The following is a 26,482-nucleotide window of genomic DNA, read 5'->3' on the forward strand; positions in this document are numbered from 1 at the left end:
AGGGGCTGTCCGGGCCACTCGCGAATGGATCCGCCGCGACGGCGAGATCTTCTACGCGCGCTACCCCTCCCCGGAATTCCTGCCCCGACGCACGGTCGTGGTCCGTCCACCCGTGATCGCGGAGGAATACCGCACCACCCCCCGGCGACCACGTCACCCTGGTGAACCTGAACCCCGACAAGGGCGGCGAACTCTTCTGGCAGATCGCCGCCTGGACCCCGTCATGGAATTTCCTCGGCGTCCGCGGCGCCCACGGCCAGCAGATCATGCCCGCACCCCGCCTCCCCAACTGCGAAGTGGCAGAGGGGGTCACCGGAAAACAAATGCGCACCCACGTCTACAGCCGCTCCCGCGTAATCCTCATGCCGAGCCTGTACGAGTCCTGGGGCCGAGTAGCCATCGAGGCCTATGCCTCCGGCATCCCGGTCATCGCCCACCCCACCCCCGGCCTGGTCGAAGCCCTCGGCGAGGCAGGCATTTTCGCCTACCGCGACGACCTCAACGCCTGGACCCACGCCCTGATGTCGTTGCAGGACCCCAAGAATTGGGAAAAAGCCTCCCGCCGAGCGCGAGCCCGCTCCGACGAACTGAGCGCGAACGCCGACCTGGATCTGTGGTGCGCCGCCGTCGAGTCGCTACACGACGCGAATCGGCGGAAATCGGCGCGGAAAGAATGAGCCGGGCCGGGCCGACGGCCTCCCGACGAGCGCCTCCACTGCCCGAATCGCGCGCTCGATCCGGCAAGCTGTGATCCCCGGCCGGCACCGCGAGTATTCTGTTGCCGACAATGGGAACCGTTGAGAGGGGCGGCCGGCGAGGTAGGTCGATACTCGTCTCATGCCGTGCGATCTCGACACCACGACCACCGGGCAACCGCGCACAGTCACGAGAGAAATCCTGCAACCGGACAACGAACGCATGGTCGAGCGCCGAACGCCGCCGCCGGTTGCCCGACCGTGAGGTTCTCTTGTTGCGGAATGTGGTCGAGGAGCTCGGGACGCGACTCGTGGCCGATACCAACAGAGCGGCAGCGGCCGCCTCGCGATTCGAAACCCGCACCGCAGTACATCTCGACGGAGTCGTGAGCCGATCATCGACCGGCGACGGTGACGGTGCGCGAATCCTCGAATCGAGCGCGGATGGTGATCGTGCGACCTTCGAAGGCATCGATTCCGAGACCGGCGCCACCCGCACGTTCGGAAGCGACGATGTGGTCGACGTGCCGTTGGTCGATCCGCAGGAGCGCACCATCGGCGTGAGCTTCCCATCGCGACCGGACGACGCCGAAGCGGCGAGCCGATGGGTCAGACAAGAACACAGAACCAGTGATTACGTGTATTGGGAGGCCGTCCCGCAGACGAATCCCCTGACGGGAGAACACTACTGGGAATTCGAGCAGCCACACCCTGCGCCGTGGCATGCACAAAATGAGGATTCACATCCCACACCGTGGTACGAGGAAAATTACGATGGAACAGCCCCGGTGCCGGTGACCAGTATCGCGCACGGCGACCCTGGATCAGTGAGCCATTCCGGGTAAGCGGCGTGTCGGGCGCTCACGCTGTGCGGCGGTGTTCGAGTTGGAGCAGTACCAGTGCGGCGGCGGTGATGGCGCCGATTCGCCACGGGCACAGCGTGACTCGGCGAAGAGCTTTGAAAGTGGTTTTGAGCAGCGCGTTTCCGCGCTCGCCGAGGGCTCTGCGGGTGTTGTGAGCCTTGTTGGCGGTCTTGTGTTCCTCGGTGAGCGTCCCGCCGGCCGGGGTCTTGGTCGCGGTGGTGATCAGCGGGGCTTGTCCTTCGTAGCCGAGATCGCCCAGCACAGCAAGGTCGTGGCTGGTCCAGCCGGTGAACGCATCATGCACACCCTCGTGGGTACGCAACGCTTTGGTGTCGTGTTCGCGGCCGGGCCGCACGTCGGAAGTCCAGATCGGAAATCCGTCGGGCACCGTCACGACCTGCACGTTCCCGCCGTGGTGGCGGTGTTTGCCGGACCACCACAGATCGACGCGGCGACCGCTGGAACTGCCCTTGCGCAGGGTCGGTCCGGGTTCGCTGATCCGATCGGTTTCGATAAGCGTGCCATCGACCGAAACATGCTCGTGCCCAGCCAGATACGCCTCCCATAACGCCTGCCCGAGGTCGGGTGCCTGGTCGGCGAGCACGTCGATCCCTTCGTGAAGGTAGGCGTAGCAGGTGGATTTACCGATGCCGTGATCGACGGCGAGCTGGCTGACACGAACAGCGTCGAGGAACCAGCGGAGCACGAGAACGGCCTGGTCAAAGCAGCACAGCGCCCGCCGCCCCGCACGAGTGCCCCGGCGACGGCGTTCGGTTTCGAGCAGGCTGGTCAAGCGTTCGACAGTGGGCTCGGAGACCGGCAGGACGGCTGTGTATGTCACACTCATGGGGCGCGGAGTTCCTATGAAGTTGTCTTCTTGGTCGAAACAACCTCTACCAGGCACTCCGCGCTTTCACGTTGCACCCCAACACGTTCCGGCGTGTCACCAGGTCAAGCCGCCGCAGCCACCCTTACCCGGAATGGCTCAGTATATGTGACAATCCGGACCGGGCCGGGGTCCGCCGATGCGAAGGTCCGTGTCACCAACGAAACATACGGTCGAATCCTCACCACCAACAAGCATTTTCACCAGGCGCTCGACGAGAATCCAGACACGCCCGTGCTGCTGTGGAACTGTTTCGGATCCTATTCGGGGGTACGGAACAACGAATCCGCCGCACAGGTATTGCACGACACAGGTGTGGACAGAGATATCTATTCACCCAAACCGCTGGTCGGCACTGCCTACGGCTCCTACGAAGTCGACGGTCGAAAGCACGAATTCTCCGCGCTCGTGGTCGACACTTCTCCCGGAGCGCGGTACATGAGCGGCGACGAGCCGTTCGCACACTATCCGGCCCCCCGAACGGACAACCGGCAAGGAGGCGACACCGGTGACGGCTGACCCGTCGAACCCTCGAACGAGGCGACAAGGCAACTGGTTCGTACTGGTGGATCCGGCATGGAACACCACAGCAGTCGGGTCACCACCCGTCGAGATGATCGTGGGCGGGTGGATGCTCGACGAGGACGGCACCACGCGACCCTTTCAACCGAACCCGGGATATCGCCCCAGCACCGAAACCGCGCCTTCCGATCCCGTCGATGCCGTCCTGCGGCGCATCTCCGCCGGCGAGAACCGTCTCGGCGAGGAGCTGCTCACCACCCTTCGCGACACGGTCGTCGAAATCGGCTGCGATGAGCACAAGCGCCCCCTCATCGGCAGCGCACCCGACGGAGTGGATTGTGTCGTCGTCGCCACCGCCGAACTCCAGAAGGCAGGAATCGATGCCGACCGCTGGGTTCCGGTCCACGGCAGGTTACTTCCCGACATCATCCCACCCGGCGCCGACATCCTCATCAATCCCAACGGCCGAGCCCCTTTCCGACTCGCCACCGACACCTTGAAGCCCACCTGATCGATTCTCGAAACTACATCTCGTGGCGTCCGGCTTTGTCTTCCAACTGCGAGGTCGAGCCGAATTTCTCGACGAGCGTCGGCCAATCCGCCGCCGCGACCGAAAAGTCCGGCGGTTCATTCACGCGCTGCCGCACGTCACGCGGCGGGAAAATCGACCCGGTCGATCCGATCAGCCGAAGCCCCTGGGAAGCAGTCGTTTTGGTTGACGACTGATCTGCCAGGGGCTTCACCCACCCTTACGGCGACACCCCACACCAATCACACAGCGCCCCAACACCTCTCACGGAGGTTGAAAGGGCTCATTGTAGAAATTCATCCAATTGTCAACTACAGCAATAAGTTCGGTCTTCGTAGCAAAGGCGTGCTGGTAGTAGAACTCGTGCTTGAAACTCGAGCACAGGCTCTCCGCGCCAGCGTTGTCCCAGCATGTGCCGGTCGCGCCGGCGGCGCCTTCGCGTCCTTCCGCTTGCCCACCACGGCAGTATCGGCCATCCCGGCCGCCGTCACATCAGACATCAAGTGCCACTCCCAGATTGGAGTTGCCCCGTTGTGTTTACAGCCTCTCCTCGAACGATGTGCGGCCGGTATCGGTTGCGTCGTGGTCGGTCGGTGCCCTGGCCCTTGCGCTGAGGGTGGCCCGTGTGGGTTTCAGTGGGGGTCGGTGTGCTGGTCGAGGGTGTGTTGCAGGTCGGTGTTGAGGCGGTGTGCTTCGGCGAGTTGGTCTTCGAGGATGACGATGCGGCAGGCGGCGTCGAGGGGATTGCCGGCGTCGACGAGTTCACGCACGCGTGCGGCGAGGCGGAGCTGGTAGCGGGAGTAGCGGCGGTGCCCGCCGGCGGAGCGTTGCGGGGTGAGTAGTTCGGCGGCATCGAGGCCGCGCAGGAACGCGGGAGTGACACCGAGGATCTCCGCGGCGCGTCCCATGCTGTAGGCGGGATAGGTGTCGTCGTCGAGTTTGTCGCCGGCGCTACGCTCACCGGCGGGGTCGGTGGGGTCGGTGTTCGGTTGCTGCACAGCACCTCTCGGTGTTCAACGCCCGCAGGCCCCGGCGCGTGTGCGCCGGGGCCCGGGATTTACGGAAGAGGGGGGATCAACTGTCAATTCTGTTCACCGGCCGTGCGGGCCGGTCTCCTACACCGCACCCGGCACTTCCCGGGAATGCGGAACCGTTGCCTGACTACTCAGTGAGCACCACCTCCTCGATTGCCGGTGTTCTGCCTGTTGTTCTCTCGGCCGTGCTGTTCCCGCCCCGCCTCCAGCGGGCCGGCCGATTGCGACCGGGTTCCCGTCTCCGCCGGAGGGGGCGGTCGAACTGTGCTTCCGGGCAGTTCACCTGCCCGGCCTCTGGACTCTTCTCTTCGAACGACAGTGACTGTATCCCAGCGATCACGGAATGTCTACATCCGACATGACAGATTTTCCGGTGCCGGGGCAGGCGTCTATATGACGCCGTTGGAGTGGTTCCGGATCGCTGCGGGCCCGGTAGATGCCGGGGACATGCGGGAGGCGGGGCGGATGGTCGCGACGGTCCCGGTGGCCCCGCACGACAAGGACAGCGTCGCGGTGGATCGCTACCCCGGAGCCGATCACACCGGCGCGGGCGCGGCTACGCGCGGCGCTGGCATCGTTGTCGCCGGTACTGGCCGCGGATCCCGTCCACGTGTGCGGCGCTGACACCCTAGACCACATCAGCATGCCTTCGGCTTGTTCGATCACCGCGCGGGGGCAGGACCGTGGTCACCGCCTCGTGTCCGGCGGTGGCGAGGGTGGCGGTGAGGTCGAGTGGTAGTCGTCGGCGCCGGTCCCAGTGCCGGTGTCGGCGGTGACGGAATGCGGGTATCGCGATCGGAACGCGCCGGCGACAGCAGCCCGTGGCGTTCCAACGCCCGCAACGACGGCACGCCGATCCCGGCCGGCGCCGCAGCCACGGAGACCCCGTACGCCTCTTGGGCAGGATCGGGCAGCTGCGATCCGCGTGCCGTGCCGAAGAGATTCTCTCGATGCTCATCGGTTTCCTGCTCTGCCGTCTTGCACTCATCCTCATCAAGTGCTAAAACAAATCTATCGCGACAGAAATAGATTATCGCGACCAACTTCAACAGAACGGAGTGAGTGGAGGTGGCTACCGTGCTGATGCGGACCGATGGATTCCGCGACCTGGATCGCTTCGCCCAGCAGGTACTGGGCACCGCGGCCCGGCCCGCGGTGATGCCGATGGACGCCTGGCGCGACGGCGACGAGTTCGTCGTCGAACTGGATCTGCCGGGCATCGATCCCGGGTCACTGGACCTGGATCTGGAACGCAACGTGCTCACCGTGCGCGCCGAACGCCCCGATGTCGATTCCGGCCGGCAGATGATCGCCGCCGAACGCCCGCGCGGAGTGTTCTCACGCCAGTTGTTCCTCGGGGAGACCCTCGACACCGAGCAGGTCCGCGCCGACTACACCGACGGGGTCCTGCGAGTGCGGATCCCGGTGGCCGACAAGGCCAAACCCCGCAAGATCACCATCGACCACACCGGTCAGCAACACCAACTGACCAGCGCCTGAGCCCTGGCGTCCCGAGGCACCCGCCCCCGGCGCGTACTCCCCTCGCCGCGCGACTGCGGGGCGGGTGCCCGGGCCGATCAGCATCTCCACCCTCGACCGGAAGGAGGTGATGCCACAGCGCTTGTCGCACAACAGTTATGTCGCCGCACGACCCCGGGCCGCCGGGCAGCGTCTCGTGAGCCGTCTTCGTGTCAGCTCTCCCCTGGAGGTTCCCTCCCGGCCCGCGAGACACCCGGTGCCCGGGGCGCGTACAAGACCTGGCTCGCTGCGGGCCCGCACGACCGAGGACCGATATCGTGAACACCGACATCACCTGTACCGGCACCGCTGGCGCCGCAGCAGCGGGCGCGCCGGTGGTGCGCCGGCCCGACCCCAGCCCGCTCGAACACTGGTGGACCGAGGTCATGGACGGCGCGCTGCTCCCCACGCCCGCAACGGGCTGCCCGGACAGGACCCGGGAATGCTGATCCTGATGATCGTGACTCTGATCGTGCCCGCCGCTGCCGCGCTCACCGGGTGGGCGACCGTCGCGGCGGCCTACTGGCGCGAAACCCGCCACCACCACACCATCGACCGCCACCCGTGATCGCGGTCTCCGCGCTACTCCGGCGAGGATCCGGCCCGGCGACAACGACCGGCTACGCGCCGACAACACGGCCCGCGCGCGGACACCACCGGTGAATCCGCCGCGGACGCGGCAACCTGTACCGGGCCCAACGAGAAAGAGCTTCGCACCGACCCGGGTGCGAAGCTCTTCAACGAAGTCGCGCTGAATCAGATGGCGCGGACGTCCTGGGCTTGGGGGCCCTTCTGGCCCTGCTCCACCGAGAACTCGACACGCTGGCCCTCATCGAGGGATCGGTAACCCGCGCCGCTCACGGCCGAGTAATGCACGAAGACGTCCGGGCCGCCTCCGTCTTGAGCGATGAAGCCGAAGCCTTTTTCACCGTTGAACCACTTCACACTGCCTTGAGTCATGCTGTAAACAACTTCTTTTCTGTAGTGAGCCGGGCAAATTCTTGATGAGAAGCCCGCTCTCACCCCTCACTATGCCACGACCGGCGGCGATCCCCCGCATCGGGCAGAGATGAGGGACCCGGCTCATGGGGTCCGCGCGGCGGAGAGTCACGGTAAGACCGGCTGCCACAGACGATTTCCCGCACCGGCACCGCTCACACGGTGTAGTCGCCCGGCCGGCAACCCGCTAAGCGTGACCGGTTCCCCGATGTGGACCGTGGGCCCGCTCGGCGGTGAGGGCCTCATTGCTCTCGCGCAACGCGGCGTTGGTGTCTTCGAGGTCGAGGATGCGCGCGATCCCGGCCAGATTGACCCCCTGCCCGGCCAGGGCGGTAATGCGGGCCAGGCGGGCCAGATCGTCGCCGCTGTAGCGGCGGGTGCCACCGCCACTGCGGACCGGGTTGATCAGTCCGTGCTGCTCGTAGAGACGCAGGGTCTGCACGCCGACCCCTGACAACTCGGCGGCCACCGAGATCGCATACACCGCCTGACCGGCCGACGGCAGATGGCCCTGTTCGCGTCCTGGCATCCGCCCTGTCTCCCACTTCTCACCCATGGTCGCCTACCTGAATATTACCTCTCCGCAGCACTTACACTCGACTTGGTCGAGTACCAAATATTATCTATGTCAAACAGCATTGGTTATCTGAGATAACCTCCACCGATAATGGGGTGAGCTGGAGGTGGCGGCCGTATTGATGCGTACCGATCCCGGTGCACCTGACGACCGTCGCGGCCGGCACCCTCGTCCTGGCCGAGGCCCTGCGGTGCTCCGTTCCGACTCACCCGGACCTCGATGGCCAGGTTCACCACGGCGCCGTCGGGCCGGTACAGCCAGGGCGGGGTGAACAAAGTCGATCCAGCCGGGCGCACCGCTGGCCGGGCAGGAGTCGTTGTCGGACAACGACTTCGGAATCGGCGACAGCGTAGGAGATTCCCGGGCCGTGCGGCGGGTGATCGTCCGGATCCGAATCCGACGGCTCCCGGTCATCGTCGGGTGCCGCCGCGCCACTCGCGGCGGCACCTGATCGGATGGCAGAACAGCCGCCGCACCGGACCCGGGTCAGTACCTTCCTGCCGGTGGCCGCGGTGTCGGCTCCGGGTGGTTGAATCCCGCTTCAACCACCAACGTACCCAACGAAATCCGCTGACCAGGGGCCGGTCCTATCCCCATGTGCCCCGCCGGGCCCACGGACCCCCACGAATCACGTCGGTGGATCCGGGCTCAGGCACGCCGGTTCTCGGCGCCGACCATCCAGGCCAGCTTCTCCAGCGAGTCGATGACCTGGTGCAGGATATCCGCGGTGGACGGGTCCTCGGAGTCGACCTTGTCGTGGATCTTGCGAGCCGTGTCGATAGTGGCGTGCAGACGGGACGTGATCAGGTCCACCACCGTGGCCACGTTCTGCTCACCGGCCGGGAACGGCGGGAGGCTGGTGGTGGCGGTGACCGTGTCGGTGCGGCCGTCGGCGGCCACGTGCAGGGACCGCATCCGTTCGGCGATGGTGTCGCCGAATTCGCGAGTCACCGCCACCACCTCGTCGAGTTGTAGGTGCAGGTCACGGAAATTGTGGCCGATCACGTTCCAGTGCGCCTGTTTGCCCTGAAGTGACATCTCGATCAGATCCACCAGCATCTGCTGCAACGCCGCAGCGAGATGGCGGGAGGCTGTGAAACCCGCGCCGAGTTCCGCCTCCGAACGTCGCTTCGATTTCAGAGTGGTCTGAGACCTGCTGGAATTCGACTTGCTCGCAGCCTGCACAGCCATGCTCGTTCCTTCCGGTCGAGGTCACCTCCGCGAATGGCGCCCCTGGCGCCTTCTCGAGAGTAGGGGCACCGCACCGGGCCGGACGCACGCGCTACCGCACCGCAACTTATCCGGAACCGAATATCGCCCCAGGGCATCGGGGCCATTCCGCCGAGAGTGCCGGAACAAGCCGCCACCCGGCCGGCCGGCCAACCACAGCCGATCCCGGTGCCACCGCGGCGCTTCCGGATACGTGCAATTCGGCACTGGTTTCGATTTCGCAGCTCATTCACTTCTCCGTGGCGAAGACTTCGCTCGAGGCCACCTGTTCGAGCAGATCGTTGTCGGCGCCGATATCGCGGGCCGAATGCAGCGGGGCAGGACGGCGGCCGTCGAACGACAGCGGCAAGCCGACCACCGCGATCTCGTCCTCGCTGGGCTTTCCGAGGATGCCCAGCGCACGGGTCTGTTCGTGCGCGACGATCTCGGCCGTGTCCTGGGTCGGTGCGACGGGGATGCCGGCCTCCTGCAGAATCCGCTGCCACTGTTCGCGGGTCCGGGTGGCGATCCGCTCGCCGATCAGGCGGTCGATCTCAACGCGGTGGGTCAGTCTCCCCGCATTGGTGGCGAATCGGGAATCGTCGGCCCACTCCGGGTGGCCGAGCGCCGCACTCAGGCGTCCGAACAGCGTGTCGTTCGCGCAACTGATCACGAGATGACCGTCGGCGGCCTCGTACGCGCGGTGCGGCACGATGAACGCGACGCCGGAGCCGTGCCGGCCGCCGAGGTCGCCGTCTGCGGCGTAGTTGGCGATGCCGACGCTCATCCAGGCGATGGCCGTCTCCAGCAAGGAACTGTTCACCGTCGCGCCGACGTGTTCGGCCTGCCGCCGGAACAACGCGGCGAGCATGCCGATCACCGCCCACATCCCGGTACCGAAGTCCACGATCGACACCCCGGCGCGCACCGGCGCCTGCCCTTCCTCGCCGGTGATGTTCATGATTCCCGAGAACGCCTGCATCAGCGGGTCGTATCCGGGCAGCAGGTTCATCGGGCCGGCGTGACCGAACGCGCCGACCTCGGCATACACCAACTCCGGTTTGGTGATTCGCAGGCTGTCGGCGTCGAGTCCGTAACGGGCCGCCGCACCCGGCCGCAGATTGTGCAGGAACACATCGGCACGAGTGGCGATCAGCTCGTGCAGCCTGGTCAGCTGGTCCCGATCCTTGATATCGATACGCAGGCAACGCTTTCCGCGGTTGAGTGCGTGGAAGGCCGCGCCGCTGCCCTGCCACCTGCTCGGGCCCCAGCCCCGGGAAGAGTCGCCGGTGGGCCGCTCCACCTTCCAGACCTCGGCGCCCAGTTCCGCGAGGATCTTGCCCGCGAACGGCGCCGAGGCACTGTCGCCGAGCTCGACCACGGTGATTCCGGCCAGCGGCAGATCGCATGTCATGACGTGCTCCGATCCGGTGAGGTGTCCGCGCGGGTGAACACCGGCAGCTTCCGGTCGCCGCGCTCGAGGAAGCGCACCCGCACCGGCATCCCGATCTCGATCGTCGCCGGGTCACCGTCGATCTGGGTGAACAGGTGATAGCCCTCGGCGAGCTCGACGAATCCGACGGTGTAGGGCACGATCGCCGCCCACACCGGCGTCGGCCCGCGGCCGATCGTGCTGTAGGAGTACACGGTCCCGGCCCCGCTCGACTGCTGCCAGGTCAGGGCCGCCGCGTCGCAGTGCGGGCAGCGCGAATGCGGCGGCCACACCGATTCGTCGCAGGCGGCGCAGCGCTGATAGGTGAGCCGCTCGTCCGCGAGGGCCTGCCAGTACGGTTCGGAATCGAGCTGTGGGTAGGGCCGCGGCCAGCCGTCCGATGCGGGGGTGTCGCTCATGTCGTTGTCCTTTCCACCGGTCAGGCCGCCGACGACAGCAGCATGACGCTGCCCGCGGCCAGCATGCCGCCGGCTCCTTGTACGAGCACCGTCTCCGGCCGCCGCGCCGGTGCCGCGCCGAGCGCGGTGCCGCGCAGTTGCCGGACGGCCTCGACGAGGCTGTCCATATTGCAAGAGATGCCGGGCTGCCCGAACGACAGCCAGCCGCCGTTGGTGTCGGCCGGCAGATCACCGTCGATGCCGGTGCGGCCCTCGCGATAGATGTCGATGCCGCGGCCCTTCTTCGCGAACCCGAGATCCTCCAGCACGATCGGGCCCATGTGCGCGAAATTCACCGACAGTTGCAGCATGTCGATGTCGGCGGGGGTGAGACCGGACATGCTCCACGCCTGCCGGGCCGCTTCGGCGGTCGCGGTGTGGGTCAAGTTGGGTAGCGTTCCCAGTCCCGGGAATCGACTGTGCCGCAGGTTCATTCGATCCGTGAGATATTCGTGGGTGGTTGCCGAGCCGTATCCGTGAACGTAGACGACGTCGTCCCGGTCGCCGACATTGTCGGGTGCGGTGACGATCAGCGCGCCGCCGGTCCCACCGCCCCAGGTGGAACACATCCATCGCCGCAGCGGCGTCGCGACGTAGGGCGAGGTCAGCACCCTCTCCCTGTCGATCTCACCGAAGCGCGCCTTGGCCGCGTGGGGATGGCGCACACCCCAGCACTGATTCGCGATGGCCACGTCGGCCAGATCGGCCTCGGTGAGACCGAATTCGTGCAGATACCGGCACGCCGCCTGCGCATACAGCGACGGAATGGTCGCGCCGTAGGGCCCCTCCACCTGCGGGTCCGAATCCGCCTCCGCTCCCATCGCCACGGCATCCACGAACAGCTCGGTCGCGTCGCTCTGCAGGCACAGCACGTATTCGGCCCGGCCCGCGGCGATCATCTGGGCCGCGATCGCGATACTCGACGTGAGACCCGCACCGTGCATGGTGATCTCGCTGTCGATGGTCACCGGCATGTGCATGTGCGAGATGAAGATGTTCGACCATTGCGAGCGTTTGTCGGCCCAGGGCGAGCGGCCGGTGAAGACTGCGTCGACCTGTTCCTTGCGAATGCCCGCGTCGGCCAGGGCAGCGTAGGTCGCCTCGACGGCGAGTTGCATCGGATCCTTGCGGTTGTCCCGCGCGGCGTAGGCATCGCCCATGCCGATGATCGCGGCGACCGGAGTGGCAGGCACGGCTATCGGTCCTTCGGCCGCTCGGTGGGCACGGAAGAGCCGACGAGTGCGTCGAGATCGTCCCGCCTACGCAGCATCAGCAGGCTCCATTCGCTCTTCTGCACGACGTGACCGTCCTGGTTGAGCGCCTTCATCAGGAATGTGACGACCCCGTACGCGTCGTCCTTGTCCTTCTTGCCGATCACCTCGGCGGTGGCATAGATGGTGTCCCCGATGCGGACCGGTTTCAGATAGCGCAGATTGTCGATGCCGTAGTTCGCCTGGATCGACGGACCGAACTGGATCAGGCCGGTCAGCAGCGAATAGGTCAGCGACCCCTGCACGATCCGCTCACCGAACCGGGTCTGCGCGGCGTAGTGCGTATTCGAATGGATCTCGATCCAGTTACCGGTCAGCGCACAGTAGTTCACCACGTCGGCTTCGGTGATCGTGCGTCCGCCGGAGCGGAAGACGGTGCCGATCTCGATCTCGTCGAGCGGCATGTCGATGCGATTGTTGATGGTGACCATCTCGGGTCCTCCTGGAAGATTTTGCGGGACTGCGGATTACGCGCCGGATGACAGGCGCATCGACTTGGCGATGATGGTGCGCTGGATCTGGGAGGTGCCGCCGCCGATGGTCGACTGCACGCTCTCGCGCAGGTAGCGCTCCATGTCGGCCTCGGGCAGGTTCGCGTAGCCGCCGAGGATCTGCATGCCGTCCAGGGCGCACTGCTTGAGCGTCTCCGAGCCGTACAGCTTGGCCATCGACGTCTCACGAGCCGCGGCGGCGCCCTGCGCCTTCAGCGCCGCGGCGCGGTAGCACAGCAGCCGGGCGGCGTCGACGCGCGTCTGGTTCTCGGCCAGCATGTGCTTGAGCACCTGGAACTCGTAGATCGGCTTGCCGAACTGGATGCGCTGGTGCGCATACCTGTTCGCGGCGTTCACCGCTTCCTGGGCGTTGCCGACGTAGGCCGCGGCGACCGCACACCGTTCCAGCTCCAGATGTTCGGTGATCACCTTCCAGCCCTCACCCTCGGCACCCAGCAGCGCGTCGCCCGGCACGCGCACCTCGTCGAGGAAGATCTCGGTGGTGCCGGTCGCGTGCCGCGACAGCGTCGGCAGCTTCCGGATCACCACGCCGGGGGTGTCGTTCGGGATGAGCAGCACCGACAGGCCGCCGTGCTTGTCGTCGGGGTCGGTGCGGACCAGCATGGCGATGACGGTGTCCTCGGCCGCGGCGCCGCTGCACCACAGCTTCTGGCCGTTGATCAGCCAGTCGCCGTTGGCATCCCGGCGCGCCCGGGTCTTGGTGTTGGCGGCGTCGGAGCCGGCGTCGGGTTCGGAGATGGACACCGAGAACCTGATCTGCCCGTCGATGAACGGCTTGACGTAGCGCGCCTTCTGCTCGGCGGTGCCGTACTTGATGATGTTCATCGCGGTGAAGGTGGGGACCAGCACCGAGCAGGCGAAGTCGAAGCCGAACTTGCCCAGGCCCTCGGCCATCAGCGAGTAGTCGAAGATATCGCCGCCCGATCCGCCCGCCGCCTCGGGGATCAGAATCCCGAGCCAGCCCTGCCGCGCGATCTTCTCGTACGCTACGTAGGGATATTCGCGGTTCGAATCGCAGTGCCGCACATAGTCCACGGTGATTTCTTGATCCATGAATTTGTTGACCACGTCCAGCCAGTAGGACTGGGATTCGGTCAGGAAATTCGAATTCATTGTCTGCTCGCTCCAGAGTACCGGACGTGCGCCCGCGAAACGGATCTGATGTCGCTGTCGAGGCTAATCGGCGCCGCACATCGCATTCAATTGGCAAGTTTCGAACAGGTGATTCGCGAGAATCGAACGGATCACCTGACCGGTGTTGCGGAACGCGCCGACCCGCACCGCCTCGACCGTCGCGTCCAGATCGGCGTCGTCCAGCACGATCGCCGCCGACTTGCCGCCCGAGTCCGGCGTGCAGCGCCGCAACAGGCCACCGCACAGCTCACCGATGTGCTGCCCGGCTCGCGGGTCACCCGGGCGCGGCCCGAATCCGCGATGCGGACCTCCGTGAACGGACAGGTCCGTCCGATCTCGATCATCGAGTCCAGGATCGGGCGCGGACGCTGCGCGTGGGTCGCCCGGGACTGGGTGATCGGGCAGCCCATCTCGGTGGTGACCAGCTCCGCCATGGTGTTCGACCCCGACGGCACGAACAGGCGATCGTAGCTGCCTTCCCACATCATCGTGTCTGCTCCTGAATTGTTCGAAGAATGCGTGGCCGGACGCATCGCGCGGACCTCGGATCGAGGCTATCGGGCACCCATCGGAAGTCCGATTGAATTTTTCGCAATCGCGACCTGCCGATATTCGAACCACTTTCGGCTTTCGGCGGCATCGGCGCTGTGCATATCATGAGTTCGGTTCACCCGCGAATATGCGGAAGCATACGAGACGCAACCGGGTCGACGGTAGTCACCGGCCGGGAATTCCGGCAGGAATCTGGAGGAATCACATGAACAGAACTCCGTTCTCGGAGTCGTGGTGGAGCGAGATCGAAGGGGCCGCACCGGCGGAGGCGGAGAGAATCCAGAACGAACGCCTGGGTGAGCAGATCCGGTATCTGGCCGCGCGCAGCGAGTTCTACCGCACCAAATTCGCCGAGCACGGTGTCGATCCGGCGGCGGTGCGCACCGTCGCCGACCTGGCGGCGCTGCCGTTCACCGAGAAACAGGAACTGCGGGACAGCCTTTCGCGGACTCCGCCGCTGGGCGCGCACGTCGCCGCGGCGGCGGACGAGATCGTGCAGATCCAGGCATCGTCGGGCACCACCGGCAGCCCCAGCTACGTGGGACTGACCCGCAGCGATATCGACACCTGGTGTGAACTCGGCGCTCGTGCGCTCTACGCCAACGGATTCCGGCCGGGCGACCGGCTGCTGCACGGGTTCGGCATGAGCAAGGGTTTCGTGGGCGGGCTGCCCATCGTGCAGATCCTGCAATATATGGGCATCGTCGACATCCCCATCGGCGCCGAGGCCGGCGCCGAGCGGCTGCTGCGGGTGCAGGCCGACCAGCGCCCCGACGCCCTGATCGGCACGCCGAATTTCCTGATCCATCTGGCCGAGCGGGCACCGGAGATCGTCGGGCAGGCGGCCCGCGATCTGGGAGTGCGCGCGATCAGCGTCGGCGGTGAGCCCGGCGGCGGCCTGCCCGCGATCCGGGAACGGCTGGAGACGCTGTGGGACGCGACCTCCCGAGAGATGCTGGGCGGCACCGATATCGCCTGCACGTACTGGGGTGAATGCGAGGCCGGCGACGGTATGCACTTCCTGTCCCCCGACCTGATGGTCGCGGAACTGATCGACCCGGTCAGCGGCGCCGTCGTCGCCCCGGTCGCGGGCGCCGAAGGCGAACTGGTGTACACCGCGCTGCGCCGCCGGGCCTCCCCGCTGCTGCGCTTCCGCACCCGCGACCACGTAGTGGTCACCGGCACCGACTGCGCGTGCGGGCGTACCGGATACAAGGTGCGTTGCGTCGGTCGCACCGACGACATGCTGATCGTGCGCGGCATCAACCTGTTCCCGTCCGCGATACAGCAACTGATCGTCGAGATGCGGCCGGAGACCACCGGCGAGATGCGGATCCGCGCGAACTTCGAAGGGCATTCGACCCAGCGGCCGCTGCCACTGATCGTCGAGCACGCGGAAGGTCTGAGTAGGGAGCGCCGCGCCGGTTTGAAGGCCGCCATCGAGGATCGGGTCCGCTCGGCGCTCAACGTGAAGACCGTGGTCGAGCTGGTGCCGGACGGGACCTTGCAGCGCCCCGATCACGGAAAGGTGGCACTGGTGCAGCGGATCGGTTCCTGACCGAATTTATCCGTGGCACCGCGTTTCTGCGATGCCACGGACAGCCGGGAATCAGTGACGACCCTCGACATCGATGACACCGCGGATGTTCCGGCCCGCGTGCATGTCCTCGTACGCCTGATTGACCTGGTCGAGCCGATAGGTATCGGCGGCGCGTGTGGACGATCCCCATCCGGTCGGCACCGCGCAGCCGACGATGGCGGCCGTGCGGAACGGGATGTCGCCGGGGATCCGCACCACACACTTCTGCGGCACCGTCGTCCACTCCGAGAAGGTGGACAGACACGCGTTCTGGGCAACCCCCCGGCCATCCGCGTGCATCCGGAACGTACCGTCGGGGCGGGTACCGACGGTGCTGAGATGGCCTGCGTCGCAGAGGTTCTGGTGACCGGTGACGCACATCCGGCAATGTCCCCACGCGGCGATGAACGAGGTCACCACGTGGTCGCCCGGCCGCACACGAGTGACACCCGGACCGACGGCCGCGACAATGCCCGCGGAACTCGACCGTAGCGCGCATCACATCGGAGTCCAATCGAATAATCGGGAAGCGCCGATTCGATCCTTTCGAAATACCGATTCCCACCCGTCAGTCGGTGAGGATCACCCAGGTGGGCGGCGCCGGCGTCCTCAGCACCTCGCGCACCGTGGCGTCGCCGTCGAGCGGACGGTCCAGCAGCTGTGCGATGAACGCCCGCGTGGCCGGGCTCTTCGGACGCGCGCTCGGTGTTGCGAGATGGATGTGGCGAACCGCCCAGTGCTCGTCGAAATCCAGGACTGCGACCCGGGACAGCAACGCGTAGTCGAGCAGGCATTCCGGCACCACGGTGACCCCCAGGCCCGCCTGCACCAGGCCGATGGCGACCTCGCCACTGCGGACCCGATGCGGCGACCCGAACTCCATGCCCAGCCGCACAGCCGCCGCACGGAACGCACCCAGCAGTGAGCTGGGCGCGATCAGGCCACCGGCCGCCAGCTCCCGGAAACCCACCGCGTCCCGCGTGGCCAGCGCGTGGTTCGGCGGCACCACCGCAACCAGGCGATCCTGCCGGTAGGGGGTGACGTCGACGCCACTGAGATCGAGATGATGCGCGGCGGCGAACACGCCCAGGTCCGCGTCGCCGCGCGCGACCCGGCGGACCACGTCGGCGTTCTCGGTCTCCTCCAGCGCCAGCTCGACCTGCGGGTACTCGCCACCGAACTCACCGATCACGCGGGCCAGCAGCGGAACGATGATGGTCCGTGCGGAGACGATCGATAGTTCGCCCCGCACGGCTCCGGTGAGCAAGGCGATCTCCGAGCGCATGGCGTCGAGATCGCCGAAGATCGAACGCGCACAGCGTTCCAGCACCAGCCCGGCCGCACTCGGCACCACACCTTTGGGACCCCGCTCGAGCAGTTCGACGCCTGCGATGTCCTCGAGCATCTGGATCCGTTTGGTCGCGGTGGACGGGGCGATGTTCTCACGGATCGCAGCGAGGCCGATCTGCCGCTCCTCGATCGCGGACAGGAACAAGCGCAGCGTGAACAGATCGACTTGCCGAATCAGGTGGAGTCGGTTGAACGTTCCCATCTGGACCTCGCGAATCAACTCCGGGATCTGCATCGATCCCGTCGGTTCCGGCGCACCTCACAGCCCGAACTATGACGTGCGCCACTGGCCCCACCAGGCTACATCACATGTGTGAACACATTGTTCGCATATATGAACATCGACGACCATGGCATGTGATGGGATGTGCCGATGCCGACCAGACAGCAGGGCCCCGCGCAGGAGCACCGGACGGTGTCCCGCGTGGTGACGATTCTGGAGCTCGTGGCCCGCAGCCCGGCCGGAATGACACTGGCCGAACTCTCGACCGCCCTGGAGGCGCCACGCTCCTCGATCCACTACATCGTCAAGGGCCTCGTGGCGACCGGATATCTCGTCGACACCGGCGTCTACACCCTGGGGCCCGCCGTGGAGGCGCTACTCGGCGCGCGCTCCGCCTCGGTGGAGCGCATCGCCCGCCCGGCGATGGAGGCGCTGCACCGCGAATTCGACGAGACCGTGCTGTTGTGCCTGCGGGCCGGTGAGCAGATCGTCTACGCCGACACCATCGAATCCACCCGGCCCGTGCGGTTCTCGGCACAGCCGGGCGAACGGCGGCCGCTGTATCCGTCCAGTGCCGGACGTTGCTTCCTGGCCTACAGCAGCCCGGCGTTCCGGGAGGACTATCTGCGCCGCCGCCTCCCCGACACTGCCCTGCGCGCCCGGGTCCACGACGAACTGGTACGTATCGCTCAGGATGGCGTGTCCTACGCCGACCAGGACGTCACCCCCGATCTCGGCGGGGTGAACGCGCCGGTATTCCGGCACGGCACCCATGTCGCGGTGCTCACCGTGGCCGGGCCGATCTCGCGCATTCAGCCGCTGCTGGATCTGTTGCGCCGGGCCGTCGTCGCCCGAGCTGCCTCCCTCACCGCACAGCTGACCCCGACCTCGACGAATGATCAGCATTCGCAGACGAATTCCTGAATTCTCCGCGGGTCGGGCCGGATCAGCCCACGGGGAGAGGCCGTGCGTCGGGCCCGGCGACGGAATCGCGGCGGCTACGGGGCCCGGGGGCGAAGGCATCACACATTCGATTTCATAGATATCGAACATAATATATTATGCATCGGTATTGAGGGCGCGGACATCCGCCCACCACGGATATGTTCCCCAGGACCAGGATCGAGCCTGAATATGACTGTCATGATTGGCGCGGCCGCGAGTTGTATCGACGGCCGCTGGATCGTCGGTGACGGCGAGCCGATCGCTTCGATCAACCCCGGTACCGGCCGACAGCTGGCTCTCACGCCGTCGACGAGCCCGGCGCAGGTGGCCGCGGCGGTGTCCGCCGCGCGGCGTGCCTTCGACGGCGGCGAGTGGAGCCGGCTGAGCCCCGCCGACCGCGGTGCGCTGCTGCACCGGTTCGCGGATCTGCTCGTGGCACAGCGCGACGATATCGTCGCGCTGGCTGCCACCGAGATCGGCACTCCGGTGAGCAGCGCGGCCGACTTGCATGTGGATCTGCCGGCCAAATTCATCCGGTGGTTCGCCGACGCCGCGGTCCGCGGGCCCCGCGACGGATACGAACAGCCATTGCCCCTGGACCACGATCCGATAACCTCCAGCAGCATGCTGCTGCGGGAACCGGTGGGCGTGGTGGCCGCCATCGTCGCCTACAACGTGCCGGTCATGATGTGCGCGTACAAGCTCGGCGCGGCGCTGGCGGCCGGCTGTTCGACGGTGCTGGTCACCTCGCCACGAGCGATCCTGCTGACCTCGGCGATCGTGCGACTGTTCGAGGAGGCCGGATTCCCCTCCGGCGCAGTGAATCTGGTCTTCGGGCCGCCGGGAACCACGACATCGGTGGTCGAGGCTCCCGAGGTCGACATGGTGAGTTTCACCGGGTCCGCCGCGGTGGGCAGCAAGATCCTGGCGCTGGCGGCGCCGACGTTGAAGAAGGTCGTGCTGGAGCTGGGCGGCAAATCCCCCAATATCGTGCTGCCCGGCACCGACCTGGCCCGGGCGGTGCCCGCGTCGGTCCTTCGATTCACCCGCAACAGTGGCCAGGCATGTGGCGCCACTACCCGAACCCTGGTGCCCCGAGCGGACTTCGACGAGTACGTCCAGCGGTCGGTGGCGGTCCTGCGCGGTCTCACCGTCGGCGACCCACTGGCGCCCGATACGGTCCTGGGACCGTTGATCACCGGCGAGCATCGCGCGAAGGTCGAAGGTTTCCTGAGCCGCGCACGCGAATCCGGTGCGCGACTGCCGGTCGGCGGCGGTCGCCCGGCGGGGCTGGACGAGGGCTTCTTTCTGGAGGCGACGCTGGTGACCCACGTACCGAACGAGTCCGAGATCGCCCAGGAGGAACTCTTCGCACCGGTCGGTGTCGTGATGCCCTACGCCGACCTCGACGAGGCGGTCCGGATGGCCAACGACAGCAGATACGCGCTGAACGCGAACGTGTGGGGACCGACCGCCGAGGCCATCGCCTTCGGCCGCCGGCTGCGCTCGGGCACGGTCACCGTCAACGGCGGCGGCAGCATGCGCGCCGACGCACCGTGGGGCGGACCGGGTCACAGCGGAATCGGCCGCGAAGGCGGTGAGGAGGGACTGCGGGAGTTCTTCGAGATCAAGCACATGCAGTGGCCGTTGTAGCGACGGCCGACCGCATGCCCGAGGTCGAACCGGCGTGCTCACGGCGCCATCGCGACAACCGGGCCGTCCGACATGACCACACCGGTATCGACCGGCGGCTCCCCCGATGGCACCGGACTCCCGTCTGATCCGATCAGGTACGAATGCACCATAGTGGTCACGTGCGCGGTCGGCACATCCACCAGATACAGGTGCCGCCCGTCGGGATGCAGAGCGATCCGGCCGGGCAGCGTCGCCGCCGGAGCGAGGTACGGCGATCCGGGCAGCGGCGCGAGGGCACCGTCGGAGTGCACCTCGAATCCGGCGGCGGATTGCCCGATCGCATCGGGTACGTAGAGGTGCCGGCCGTCCGCGGTGACGACGGCTCCGTGTGGCACGCCACCGGTCGGATAGGGCGATCCCGGCGTGGGGTCAACCCGCCGTCGGCACCGATCGCGAATCCGGACAGGTCGGTGCCGAATTCGTTGCTCTCGTACCGTAATCGGCCGTCGAGCGGGTACCCGGGTGCTACCGGACCCGGTTCGACCTGCGTCGTCCCGATCGGCGTGAGCCTGCCGTCGGGCCCGATCGCGAAGTCGGACAACGTATTACCGAAATACGATGGCCGGAGCCGTGGCCGCGAGGGCGGAAATCGTTGCGGTGCCGACTGTTCCGTCACGGTCGTAGAGCAGGGCGGTACAGGTGGCCGGGCCGGCGCCGGCGACGCGGCTGTCGGCGACGATGCCGAGCTCGAGACCGACGGGTGCGCGGACCAGCGCCAGGGTGATGTCGGCATTGACGAATTCCAGGCCGCGGGTGCCGAGGTTGGCGGCCAGGCGATCAATCACACCCGGCGCATCCGCTGCAACCAGCCGCCGCGGGCCACCTGCTCATCCGCTCCCCGCACCGATCGGCGGCCGAGACATCGCCCCCGGTGCGCTCAGACAGCCGCGGTGATGGCTTCCGAGAGGGCGATGACGGCTTCGGCGGTCTTCACGTGGGCGATGTCGATGTGCTGACCTTCGAAGTCGACGGCGGCGCTGCCGGACGCCTCGGCGGCGCGGAAGGCGGCGATCATGCGGCGGGCCTCGTCGACCTGGTCCGGCGACGGGGCGAACACCTCGTTGGCGATGGCGACGTGCGAGGGGTGGATGGCGACCAGACCGCGGTAGCCGAGGCGGCGGTTGTCCTCGCAGAAGGTCCGGCAGCCGTCGAGGTCGCGGATATCCTGCCAGACACCGGCCACCGGGTGCTGGATACCGTTCGAGCGGGCCGCGAGGATCAGGCGGCTGCGCAGGTACAGCGACTCCAAACCCGCTGGGGTGAACTCGAATCCGAGCGACCGGCCGACATCGGCACTGGGTCCGGTGGCGCCCAGCAGCGACGCCACGCGCGGACTGGCCGCGGCGATCTCCTCGCAGTGCGCCATCGAGGTCGCCGTCTCGTAGGAGACGATCAGCTCGATCGCACCGGGGGGCAGCCCGTCCCGCTCCTCGAGGTGGGTCAGCACGCCGTCCAGGCGCACGATGTCGGCGGCCGTGCAGATCTTCGCCAGGAACAGCCCGCGCAGGCCGGGCCGCACGACCGCCTCCAGATCACCGGCGAGCAGCCCGGTGTCGGCCGGGTTGGCCCGTACCCACAGCTCCGGGCGCACCCCGACGTTGCGCAGCCGGTCGATGGTCGCGGCGGTGGTGAATCGCGCTTGCACCTTGTCCGCCTCCGGCACGGAGTCCTCCAGGTCCAGGATCAGGGCGTCGGCTCCCGACGCGACACCCTTGTCCGCCCAGGCGGCCTTGTGTCCGGGTACGAACAGCATCGACCGATACGGTTTCATCGAGCCTCCTCGGCTGTCGGGCGGCCCGTTCCAGGCACGCCATATTTTATAGATAATATATAAATTGCTGGCCAGGGCCAGCGGACGGCCCCGTGCCCGGCGGCCGGGCGCGGACCGCCCGGCCGCCACGAGGGCTCAGGATCGGGCGTCCGCCAGTGCCGGGGACAAGCCGTAGGACTTGGGCTCGGTGTAGGCGTCGAAGCCCTCGAGGCCCGCCTCCCGGCCGATGCCGCTGTTCTTGAATCCGCCTATCGGGGAATGGAATCCGACGACGAAGCCGTTCAACTCGACCGTTCCGGTGCGGATGCGGCGGGCCACGGCGAGCGCGTGCTCGTCGTCGGCGGCGAAGACCGAACCGTTGAGGCCGAAGCTGGAATCGTTCGCGATGGCGACGGCCTCGTCCTCGTCGGCGAAGCTCAGCACCGACAGCACCGGGCCGAAGATCTCCTCCTGGGCGATCCGCATGGCCGGTTCCACGCCGGTGAAGATCGTCGGCTCGACGAACCAGCCGTGCCCGAGGCCGGCCGGGCGGCCACCACCCACGGCGATCCGGGCGCCCTCGTTCCGGCCGATCGCGATGTAATCCTCCACCAGCGCTCGCTGCCGGGCCGCGACCAGCGGCCCGATCTCGGTGGCCGGGTCGGCCGGATCACCGATCGGCATGGATTCGACCATGTCGACCAGGCGCTCGGTCAACTCGGCCGCGCGGGAGCGGGCCACCACGATCCGGGTCTTGTTGCTGCACGCCTGGCCGTTGTTGCGCATGGACAGCTTGCGGATCTGCCCGACCACCAGATCCAGGTCGGCATCGTCGAGCACGACCGCCGCGGATTTGCCGCCGAGTTCCAGGGTGACCCGCTTCAGCTCCCGTCCGCACAGCTCGGCGACTCGGCGGCCCGCGCCGGTGGACCCGGTGAAGGAGATCTTGTCGATGCCGGGGTGGGTCACCAGATATTCGCTGACCTCCCGGCCGGCCGGCAGGACGCTCACCACCCCCTCGGGCAGACCGGCCGCGGCGACCAGTTCCGCGAACAGATAGGCGTTCAGCGGCGCCTCCGGCGCGGGCTTGAGAATCACCGTGCAGCCGGCCAGCAGCGCCGGAGCCAGTTTGAGCATGGTGATCTGCAACGGCACGTTCCACGGGATGACCGCCGCGACCACACCGACCGGCTCCTTGGTCACCAGGCCGGTGCCCAGGCTCGAGCGGCGCACCGCGCTCCACTCGTAACACGGCGCCAGCTCCAGGAACGCGTCCAGCAACAGCTTCGCGCCCAGCGACTGGGTGCCGCGCGAAAGCGTGATCGGGCTGCCCATCTCCGCGGTGATGACCTGGGCGATCTCCTCCTGCCGCTCCCCCAGCGCGGCACTGATCCGGGCCACTGCGGCACTGCGTTCGGCGACGGTCAGCTGCGGCCACGGCCCGCGGTCGAACGCCTGCCGGGCGGCCGCCACCGCGCGGTCGACATCGGCCGCCGCCGCGGCGGCGACGGTGGCCACGAGCTGTTCGGTGTAGGGCGAGACGACGTCGATGGTGTCCGGCGTCGCCGGGTCGAGCCACTGCCCGCCGATGAACAGTTTCGCGAAGTTACCCTGCCAGACCATGGTTTTTCTCCTCGTGCACGCCGTTGTCCCCGGCAGCGGTTCGGCCCGCGACGATCGTCGTAGCGCGGCCGGGCGTACCCACCGGCCGTCGGCGGCGCCGGGAGGCACGCCACCGGGTGCGTCCACTGTGGCCTCCGGCACAGTCCGGCGGTATCCGGCGCCGGTCGTATTCGGATAGGACCTTCGGCGGATCGGCACACCGGCCGATGTCTGATTTCCGCGTACCAGGGGTGAAAATCTCGCATAATATATCTAGATATTCCGAGGTGGGAGCTGTAGTGGACGATCAGATCGAACTCCGGGGGCGCGAGCTGACGCTCGGCGCCGGTCTGGCCGACGCCATCCACGATCTCACGGCCGCGGCGAGCGCCCTGCTCGACGACGAGTTCCCGGTGGCCGATCCGGCCCGCGCCACCTCGGCGGAGGCGCTGCTACGGCAGCTGTGGGACCGGACCGTCGCGGCATTGACCGGCGCGGCGCCGGAGCGCCTCGCGGCACTGATCGGACTGCTCGACCGGATCCGGTCCGCCGAGCGGGAGATCGCCGATCTGCGTGCCCGCACCGCGCGGACCTGCTCCGCGCGGTGCGGCAGGCCCTGGGCCGCCTGCACAACGCCGCCTCGGTCGACGAACTGCTGACCCGCGCCCCGGAAGAACTGGCGACCCTCGGGTTCGAGCGCACGTTGGTGTCGACCGTCGACGACTGCGTGTGGAACCTGCACACCATGTACGTGGCCGGCAATCCACGGCTGGCCGCCGAGATGATGGCGGCCCGCCGCGGCGAACCGCGCCGCCTGGACAGCACCCTGATCGAGTCCGATGTCGTGGCCCGCGCCCGGCCCGGCCTGGTGTCGGACGTGCAGTGCAATCCGCGGGTGGATCGGCGGCTGGTCCGCATCTCCCGGGCGTCGTCCTATGTGATCGCGCCACTGGTGTTGCGCGACACCGTGATCGGCCTGGTGCACGGCGACTGCTATCCGTATCGGGAGGTCGACGCCACCGATCGCGCGGTGCTGGATCTGTTCGCCGAGGGACTGGGTCATGCGACGGCCCGGCTGCGGGTACTCGACGGTCTCGCCGAGCTGCGGCGCGGGATGGAGCGGCTCGGCGGCGAGTCGACCATCGTTGCCCCGCAGCCGGTTCCATCGGTCCCCGCGGCGCATCCGCTGCTGTCGGCCCGGGAGGCCGAGGTGGCCGAACTGCTGGCCGCCGGGCAGCCGAACCGCCGCATCGCCCGCGAGCTGTCGATCTCGGAGGGCACCGTGAAGACCCACGTGACCCATATCCTGCGCAAGCTCGGCGCGGCCAATCGCGCTGAGGCCGTGGCGTATTGGCTGCGGGAGCCGAACGGCTCCCGAACCCGCTGAACGCCACGGCCGGCAACTCAGCGGGGTTCGGTCAGCACCCCGGAGGGACCGTCGGAGAAGACGACCCCGATATCGATCGGCCCACCGGTCGGGGCCATGCTGCCGTCCGCGGCGAGCGCGTAGGTGTGTACCTGCGAGGTGCCGTGCACGGTGAGCGCGTCGATCACGAAGGCACAGTTCGCCTCCGGGTCGAGGATCACCCGGCCGACCAGGGCGCCGCCGGCGGCGGCATACGGGGAGCCGGGCAGCGGGGTCAGCGCGCCGTCGGCGGCGATGGCGAAACCGTCGATGACGCCACCACCGGCCGCCGGCAGGTACAGCCGCTTGCTGTCCGGCGTGATCTGCGCACCGTGCGGTTCCAGCGCGGTGCGGTAGCGCGACCCGGGCGTGGGGGTGAGCGAGCCGTCCGGTCCGATGGCGAATCCCGAGAGATCGCCGGTGGTTTCGTTGCTGACGTACAGGAACCGGCCGTCGGGGGTGACGGCCGGCAGGGTCGGCATGCCGCCACCGGGCTGTGCGTCCCCGACCAGGGTGAGCGAGGAGTCGGCGCCGACGGCGTAGCTGAACACCTGACCCTGGACATAGCTCGCCAGGAACAGGAACCGGCCGTCCGGGGAGAACACCGGCATGGTCAGTGCGCTCAGGCCCGGGATCCGCAGCGGCGCGGCGCCGGTCGGCGCCAGGGATCCGTCGGAAGTGATGGTGTAGGAACGGATCTCGTTCGTGAGGCCGCCGACGGTCGCGAACAGCCGTGATCCGTCCGGGGTGACGACGATGCCGACCACCGGTTCCCCGAAGTCCAGCTGCACCCCGTTCGGGGTGAGCCCGCCACCGGCGCCGAGCCGGTACCCGCTCAGCGCACCCGAAACAGTCTGAGCCACATAGACATTGCGGCCGTCCGGGGTGACGGCCACCGACAGTGCCCCGGTGCCGCTCGGGAACGGTGAACCCGCCACGGTCGACAGCCCGCAGTGGGAATCCACCCCCAGCACGGCCACGTTCGACGACCCGGTGCCGCCGACGACGAGGAAGCGCGACGGCGCCACCGCCTGCGACGGCGCGGCGCCGAGCCATCCGGCGGCGGCCAGGGTGGCCACACCGACTGCGGCACAACGCGATAGAGCAACCATATTCCCGAACACGTACGATCTCCTAGCTGGTGTGAAGCCACGGCTGCACATCGCCCGGACAGTGCGGGCGCACGGTCGGGCAGCGGGCGGAACAGAGATCCGCGAATCGGACGGGAGGTCCCGGGCATCCGATGCGAGCGTGGCCATTCGGCCCCGTAGGCCGGTGTGACGCCGGTCATTTCGGCGCCGGTACCGACGCTAGAGCGTGTCCGGGTGCGCGAGTGTCCAGTTTTCCGGACACTCGCACCGGTCAGCACCGCGCCGGAAGCATCACGGCGACCATGGTGACCGGGTGCTCGGTGCGGTTGCTCCAGGTGTGGCGGTTGCCGCGGTCGACGATGGAATCGCCCGCGCGCAACAGCGTCTCCCCCGTCTCGAACACCGCGTAGATCTCCCCCTGCACGATCGTGACCATGTCGACCGTATCCGTGCCGTACGGGCCCGTCACCTGCTCGTCACCGGCGTTCGACCGCCGCGCCGAGCGTGCCGTCGGCGCCGACCGGAACCGGCAACGCGTCCAGCCGCCAGATGTCGTTGACGGTGAAGGCGGGCAACGTCACTCGCGCCGGAGTGGGGGCATCGGAGAGGATCGGCGAGCGGCCGCTCACGTCGGTGCCCGGCACGATTCAC

The 26,482-nt window shown here is 67.6% G+C and carries 32 protein-coding genes and 1 pseudogene; 11 read left to right on the forward strand and 22 right to left on the reverse strand.

Annotated features, from left to right (window positions below):
• Positions 1-161: 161 nt before the first annotated feature.
• Positions 162-677 carry a glycosyltransferase gene (locus LBW94_RS24505; RefSeq protein WP_225059006.1) on the forward strand — a complete coding sequence of 172 codons (516 nt, stop codon included), beginning with the start codon at positions 162-164 and terminating at the stop codon, positions 675-677.
• Between the two features lie 329 nt (positions 678-1,006).
• Complete coding sequence (locus LBW94_RS24510; RefSeq protein WP_225059005.1) at positions 1,007-1,540, forward strand: hypothetical protein; 534 nt, start codon at positions 1,007-1,009, stop codon at positions 1,538-1,540.
• A gap of 16 nt (positions 1,541-1,556) precedes the next feature.
• Here the strand turns inward: LBW94_RS24510 and LBW94_RS24515 are convergent, their stop codons facing one another.
• On the reverse strand, positions 1,557-2,405 hold the full coding sequence (locus tag LBW94_RS24515) for a transposase family protein (RefSeq protein ID WP_225062831.1): 849 nt from the start codon (positions 2,403-2,405) through the stop codon (positions 1,557-1,559).
• A gap of 93 nt (positions 2,406-2,498) precedes the next feature.
• On the opposite strand from LBW94_RS24515, the gene LBW94_RS24520 reads away from it, so the two are divergent.
• The gene (locus LBW94_RS24520; protein WP_266271944.1) at positions 2,499-2,963 is read left to right on the forward strand and encodes a hypothetical protein; all 465 of its coding nucleotides are present in this window, start codon (positions 2,499-2,501) and stop codon (positions 2,961-2,963) included.
• Positions 2,953-3,477, forward strand: coding sequence for a type VII secretion system-associated protein (locus tag LBW94_RS24525; protein WP_225062787.1), 525 nt, complete (start codon positions 2,953-2,955; stop codon positions 3,475-3,477). The genes LBW94_RS24520 and LBW94_RS24525 overlap by 11 nt, the downstream gene beginning before the upstream one ends.
• 13 nt (positions 3,478-3,490) lie before the next feature.
• On the opposite strand, the gene LBW94_RS24530 is transcribed toward LBW94_RS24525, so the two are convergent.
• The 3 genes and pseudogenes from LBW94_RS24530 to LBW94_RS24535 all read right to left on the reverse strand — a co-directional run bounded on the left by LBW94_RS24530 (position 3,491) and on the right by LBW94_RS24535 (position 4,493).
• A complete protein-coding gene (locus LBW94_RS24530) occupies positions 3,491-3,709 on the reverse strand; it encodes a hypothetical protein (protein WP_225062788.1) in 219 nt (72 codons plus the stop codon).
• Positions 3,710-3,759: 50 nt separating this feature from the next.
• Positions 3,760-3,909: pseudogene (locus tag LBW94_RS44460) on the reverse strand (integrase core domain-containing protein); the annotation flags it as partial.
• A gap of 218 nt (positions 3,910-4,127) precedes the next feature.
• A complete protein-coding gene (locus tag LBW94_RS24535; RefSeq protein WP_225062853.1) occupies positions 4,128-4,493 on the reverse strand; it encodes a MerR family transcriptional regulator in 366 nt (121 codons plus the stop codon).
• 1,098 nt (positions 4,494-5,591) lie between these two features.
• On the opposite strand from LBW94_RS24535, the gene LBW94_RS24540 reads away from it, so the two are divergent.
• A complete protein-coding gene (locus tag LBW94_RS24540; protein WP_323137917.1) occupies positions 5,592-6,029 on the forward strand; it encodes an HSP20 family small heat-shock protein in 438 nt (145 codons plus the stop codon).
• A 296-nt stretch (positions 6,030-6,325) separates the two neighbouring features.
• A complete protein-coding gene (locus tag LBW94_RS24545; RefSeq protein WP_225060058.1) occupies positions 6,326-6,496 on the forward strand; it encodes a hypothetical protein in 171 nt (56 codons plus the stop codon).
• A 307-nt stretch (positions 6,497-6,803) separates the two neighbouring features.
• Here the strand turns inward: LBW94_RS24545 and LBW94_RS24550 are convergent, their stop codons facing one another.
• The 9 genes from LBW94_RS24550 to LBW94_RS24590 all read right to left on the reverse strand — a co-directional run bounded on the left by LBW94_RS24550 (position 6,804) and on the right by LBW94_RS24590 (position 14,260).
• A complete protein-coding gene (locus tag LBW94_RS24550; RefSeq protein ID WP_225060059.1) occupies positions 6,804-7,007 on the reverse strand; it encodes a cold-shock protein in 204 nt (67 codons plus the stop codon).
• Between the two features lie 226 nt (positions 7,008-7,233).
• A complete protein-coding gene (locus LBW94_RS24555; protein WP_225060060.1) occupies positions 7,234-7,575 on the reverse strand; it encodes a MerR family transcriptional regulator in 342 nt (113 codons plus the stop codon).
• A gap of 696 nt (positions 7,576-8,271) precedes the next feature.
• The gene (locus LBW94_RS24560; RefSeq protein ID WP_225060061.1) at positions 8,272-8,814 is read right to left on the reverse strand and encodes a Dps family protein; all 543 of its coding nucleotides are present in this window, start codon (positions 8,812-8,814) and stop codon (positions 8,272-8,274) included.
• A 268-nt stretch (positions 8,815-9,082) separates the two neighbouring features.
• Positions 9,083-10,246 (reverse strand): CaiB/BaiF CoA transferase family protein, encoded by a 1,164-nt coding sequence (locus LBW94_RS24565; protein ID WP_225060062.1) that lies wholly within the window; start codon positions 10,244-10,246, stop codon positions 9,083-9,085.
• The gene (locus LBW94_RS24570) at positions 10,243-10,683 is read right to left on the reverse strand and encodes a Zn-ribbon domain-containing OB-fold protein (protein WP_225060063.1); all 441 of its coding nucleotides are present in this window, start codon (positions 10,681-10,683) and stop codon (positions 10,243-10,245) included. Before LBW94_RS24570 ends, LBW94_RS24565 begins: the two co-directional genes overlap by 4 nt.
• 20 nt (positions 10,684-10,703) lie before the next feature.
• The gene (locus LBW94_RS24575) at positions 10,704-11,915 is read right to left on the reverse strand and encodes a thiolase family protein (protein ID WP_225060064.1); all 1,212 of its coding nucleotides are present in this window, start codon (positions 11,913-11,915) and stop codon (positions 10,704-10,706) included.
• 2 nt (positions 11,916-11,917) lie between these two features.
• A complete protein-coding gene (locus LBW94_RS24580) occupies positions 11,918-12,424 on the reverse strand; it encodes a MaoC/PaaZ C-terminal domain-containing protein (RefSeq protein ID WP_225060065.1) in 507 nt (168 codons plus the stop codon).
• 36 nt (positions 12,425-12,460) lie between these two features.
• Positions 12,461-13,558 carry an acyl-CoA dehydrogenase family protein gene (locus LBW94_RS24585; protein ID WP_255634755.1) on the reverse strand — a complete coding sequence of 366 codons (1,098 nt, stop codon included), beginning with the start codon at positions 13,556-13,558 and terminating at the stop codon, positions 12,461-12,463.
• 123 nt (positions 13,559-13,681) lie between these two features.
• A complete protein-coding gene (locus LBW94_RS24590; RefSeq protein ID WP_323137920.1) occupies positions 13,682-14,260 on the reverse strand; it encodes an aldehyde dehydrogenase family protein in 579 nt (192 codons plus the stop codon).
• Between the two features lie 136 nt (positions 14,261-14,396).
• Between LBW94_RS24590 and LBW94_RS24595 the strand changes: the two genes are divergently transcribed.
• Positions 14,397-15,749: a phenylacetate--CoA ligase family protein gene (locus LBW94_RS24595; protein ID WP_225060067.1), complete on the forward strand. Its 1,353-nt coding sequence runs from the start codon at positions 14,397-14,399 to the stop codon at positions 15,747-15,749.
• A 51-nt stretch (positions 15,750-15,800) separates the two neighbouring features.
• On the opposite strand, the gene LBW94_RS24600 is transcribed toward LBW94_RS24595, so the two are convergent.
• Together LBW94_RS24600 and LBW94_RS24605 are read right to left on the reverse strand one after the other, a co-directional pair.
• Positions 15,801-16,241 (reverse strand): alcohol dehydrogenase catalytic domain-containing protein, encoded by a 441-nt coding sequence (locus tag LBW94_RS24600; RefSeq protein ID WP_225060145.1) that lies wholly within the window; start codon positions 16,239-16,241, stop codon positions 15,801-15,803.
• Positions 16,242-16,338: 97 nt separating this feature from the next.
• Positions 16,339-17,322: a LysR family transcriptional regulator gene (locus LBW94_RS24605; protein WP_225060068.1), complete on the reverse strand. Its 984-nt coding sequence runs from the start codon at positions 17,320-17,322 to the stop codon at positions 16,339-16,341.
• A 171-nt stretch (positions 17,323-17,493) separates the two neighbouring features.
• On the opposite strand from LBW94_RS24605, the gene LBW94_RS24610 reads away from it, so the two are divergent.
• Positions 17,494-18,267: an IclR family transcriptional regulator gene (locus LBW94_RS24610; RefSeq protein WP_225060069.1), complete on the forward strand. Its 774-nt coding sequence runs from the start codon at positions 17,494-17,496 to the stop codon at positions 18,265-18,267.
• Between the two features lie 210 nt (positions 18,268-18,477).
• Complete coding sequence (locus LBW94_RS24615; RefSeq protein ID WP_225060070.1) at positions 18,478-19,941, forward strand: aldehyde dehydrogenase family protein; 1,464 nt, start codon at positions 18,478-18,480, stop codon at positions 19,939-19,941.
• Positions 19,942-19,979: 38 nt separating this feature from the next.
• Here LBW94_RS24615 and LBW94_RS24620 read toward each other — a convergent pair whose 3' ends face one another.
• The 4 genes from LBW94_RS24620 to LBW94_RS24635 form a co-directional block, all read right to left on the reverse strand.
• Positions 19,980-20,318 (reverse strand): lactonase family protein, encoded by a 339-nt coding sequence (locus LBW94_RS24620; RefSeq protein WP_225060071.1) that lies wholly within the window; start codon positions 20,316-20,318, stop codon positions 19,980-19,982.
• Positions 20,319-20,528: 210 nt separating this feature from the next.
• Positions 20,529-20,768: a hypothetical protein gene (locus LBW94_RS24625; RefSeq protein WP_225060072.1), complete on the reverse strand. Its 240-nt coding sequence runs from the start codon at positions 20,766-20,768 to the stop codon at positions 20,529-20,531.
• Between the two features lie 92 nt (positions 20,769-20,860).
• Positions 20,861-21,754 carry an HpcH/HpaI aldolase/citrate lyase family protein gene (locus LBW94_RS24630; RefSeq protein ID WP_225060073.1) on the reverse strand — a complete coding sequence of 298 codons (894 nt, stop codon included), beginning with the start codon at positions 21,752-21,754 and terminating at the stop codon, positions 20,861-20,863.
• Between the two features lie 135 nt (positions 21,755-21,889).
• Positions 21,890-23,356 (reverse strand): aldehyde dehydrogenase, encoded by a 1,467-nt coding sequence (locus LBW94_RS24635; RefSeq protein ID WP_225060074.1) that lies wholly within the window; start codon positions 23,354-23,356, stop codon positions 21,890-21,892.
• Between the two features lie 266 nt (positions 23,357-23,622).
• Between LBW94_RS24635 and LBW94_RS24640 the strand changes: the two genes are divergently transcribed.
• Positions 23,623-23,994, forward strand: coding sequence for a hypothetical protein (locus LBW94_RS24640; protein WP_225060075.1), 372 nt, complete (start codon positions 23,623-23,625; stop codon positions 23,992-23,994).
• A complete protein-coding gene (locus LBW94_RS24645) occupies positions 23,940-24,722 on the forward strand; it encodes a LuxR C-terminal-related transcriptional regulator (RefSeq protein ID WP_225060076.1) in 783 nt (260 codons plus the stop codon). The genes LBW94_RS24640 and LBW94_RS24645 overlap by 55 nt, the downstream gene beginning before the upstream one ends.
• Before the next feature lie 17 nt (positions 24,723-24,739).
• Here LBW94_RS24645 and LBW94_RS24650 read toward each other — a convergent pair whose 3' ends face one another.
• The 3 genes from LBW94_RS24650 to LBW94_RS24660 form a co-directional block, all read right to left on the reverse strand.
• Complete coding sequence (locus tag LBW94_RS24650) at positions 24,740-25,819, reverse strand: lactonase family protein (protein ID WP_225060077.1); 1,080 nt, start codon at positions 25,817-25,819, stop codon at positions 24,740-24,742.
• Between the two features lie 283 nt (positions 25,820-26,102).
• A complete protein-coding gene (locus LBW94_RS24655; protein ID WP_225060078.1) occupies positions 26,103-26,300 on the reverse strand; it encodes a hypothetical protein in 198 nt (65 codons plus the stop codon).
• A gap of 7 nt (positions 26,301-26,307) precedes the next feature.
• Positions 26,308-26,475: a hypothetical protein gene (locus LBW94_RS24660; RefSeq protein ID WP_225060079.1), complete on the reverse strand. Its 168-nt coding sequence runs from the start codon at positions 26,473-26,475 to the stop codon at positions 26,308-26,310.
• Positions 26,476-26,482 lie beyond the last annotated feature (7 nt).

Source organism: Nocardia sp. alder85J (genome assembly GCF_020176955.2).
GTDB lineage: Bacteria > Actinomycetota > Actinomycetes > Mycobacteriales > Mycobacteriaceae > Nocardia.

What these genes read in the sequence shown, in the direction of transcription:
- LBW94_RS24570 (WP_225060063.1), bottom strand. Translation starts at nt 10,683, where the DNA reads ATGAGCGACACCCCCGCATCGGACGGCTGGCCGCGGCCCTACCCACAG.
- LBW94_RS24580 (WP_225060065.1), bottom strand. Translation starts at nt 12,424, where the DNA reads ATGGTCACCATCAACAATCGCATCGACATGCCGCTCGACGAGATCGAG.
- LBW94_RS24560 (WP_225060061.1), bottom strand. Translation starts at nt 8,814, where the DNA reads ATGGCTGTGCAGGCTGCGAGCAAGTCGAATTCCAGCAGGTCTCAGACC.
- LBW94_RS24585 (WP_255634755.1), bottom strand. Translation starts at nt 13,558, where the DNA reads ATGGATCAAGAAATCACCGTGGACTATGTGCGGCACTGCGATTCGAAC.
- LBW94_RS24595 (WP_225060067.1), top strand. Translation starts at nt 14,397, where the DNA reads ATGAACAGAACTCCGTTCTCGGAGTCGTGGTGGAGCGAGATCGAAGGG.
- LBW94_RS24635 (WP_225060074.1), bottom strand. Translation starts at nt 23,356, where the DNA reads ATGGTCTGGCAGGGTAACTTCGCGAAACTGTTCATCGGCGGGCAGTGG.
- LBW94_RS24610 (WP_225060069.1), top strand. Translation starts at nt 17,494, where the DNA reads ATGCCGACCAGACAGCAGGGCCCCGCGCAGGAGCACCGGACGGTGTCC.
- LBW94_RS24515 (WP_225062831.1), bottom strand. Translation starts at nt 2,405, where the DNA reads ATGAGTGTGACATACACAGCCGTCCTGCCGGTCTCCGAGCCCACTGTC.
- LBW94_RS24630 (WP_225060073.1), bottom strand. Translation starts at nt 21,754, where the DNA reads ATGAAACCGTATCGGTCGATGCTGTTCGTACCCGGACACAAGGCCGCC.
- LBW94_RS24550 (WP_225060059.1), bottom strand. Translation starts at nt 7,007, where the DNA reads ATGACTCAAGGCAGTGTGAAGTGGTTCAACGGTGAAAAAGGCTTCGGC.
- LBW94_RS24615 (WP_225060070.1), top strand. Translation starts at nt 18,478, where the DNA reads ATGACTGTCATGATTGGCGCGGCCGCGAGTTGTATCGACGGCCGCTGG.
- LBW94_RS24605 (WP_225060068.1), bottom strand. Translation starts at nt 17,322, where the DNA reads ATGGGAACGTTCAACCGACTCCACCTGATTCGGCAAGTCGATCTGTTC.
- LBW94_RS24555 (WP_225060060.1), bottom strand. Translation starts at nt 7,575, where the DNA reads ATGCCAGGACGCGAACAGGGCCATCTGCCGTCGGCCGGTCAGGCGGTG.
- LBW94_RS24565 (WP_225060062.1), bottom strand. Translation starts at nt 10,246, where the DNA reads ATGACATGCGATCTGCCGCTGGCCGGAATCACCGTGGTCGAGCTCGGC.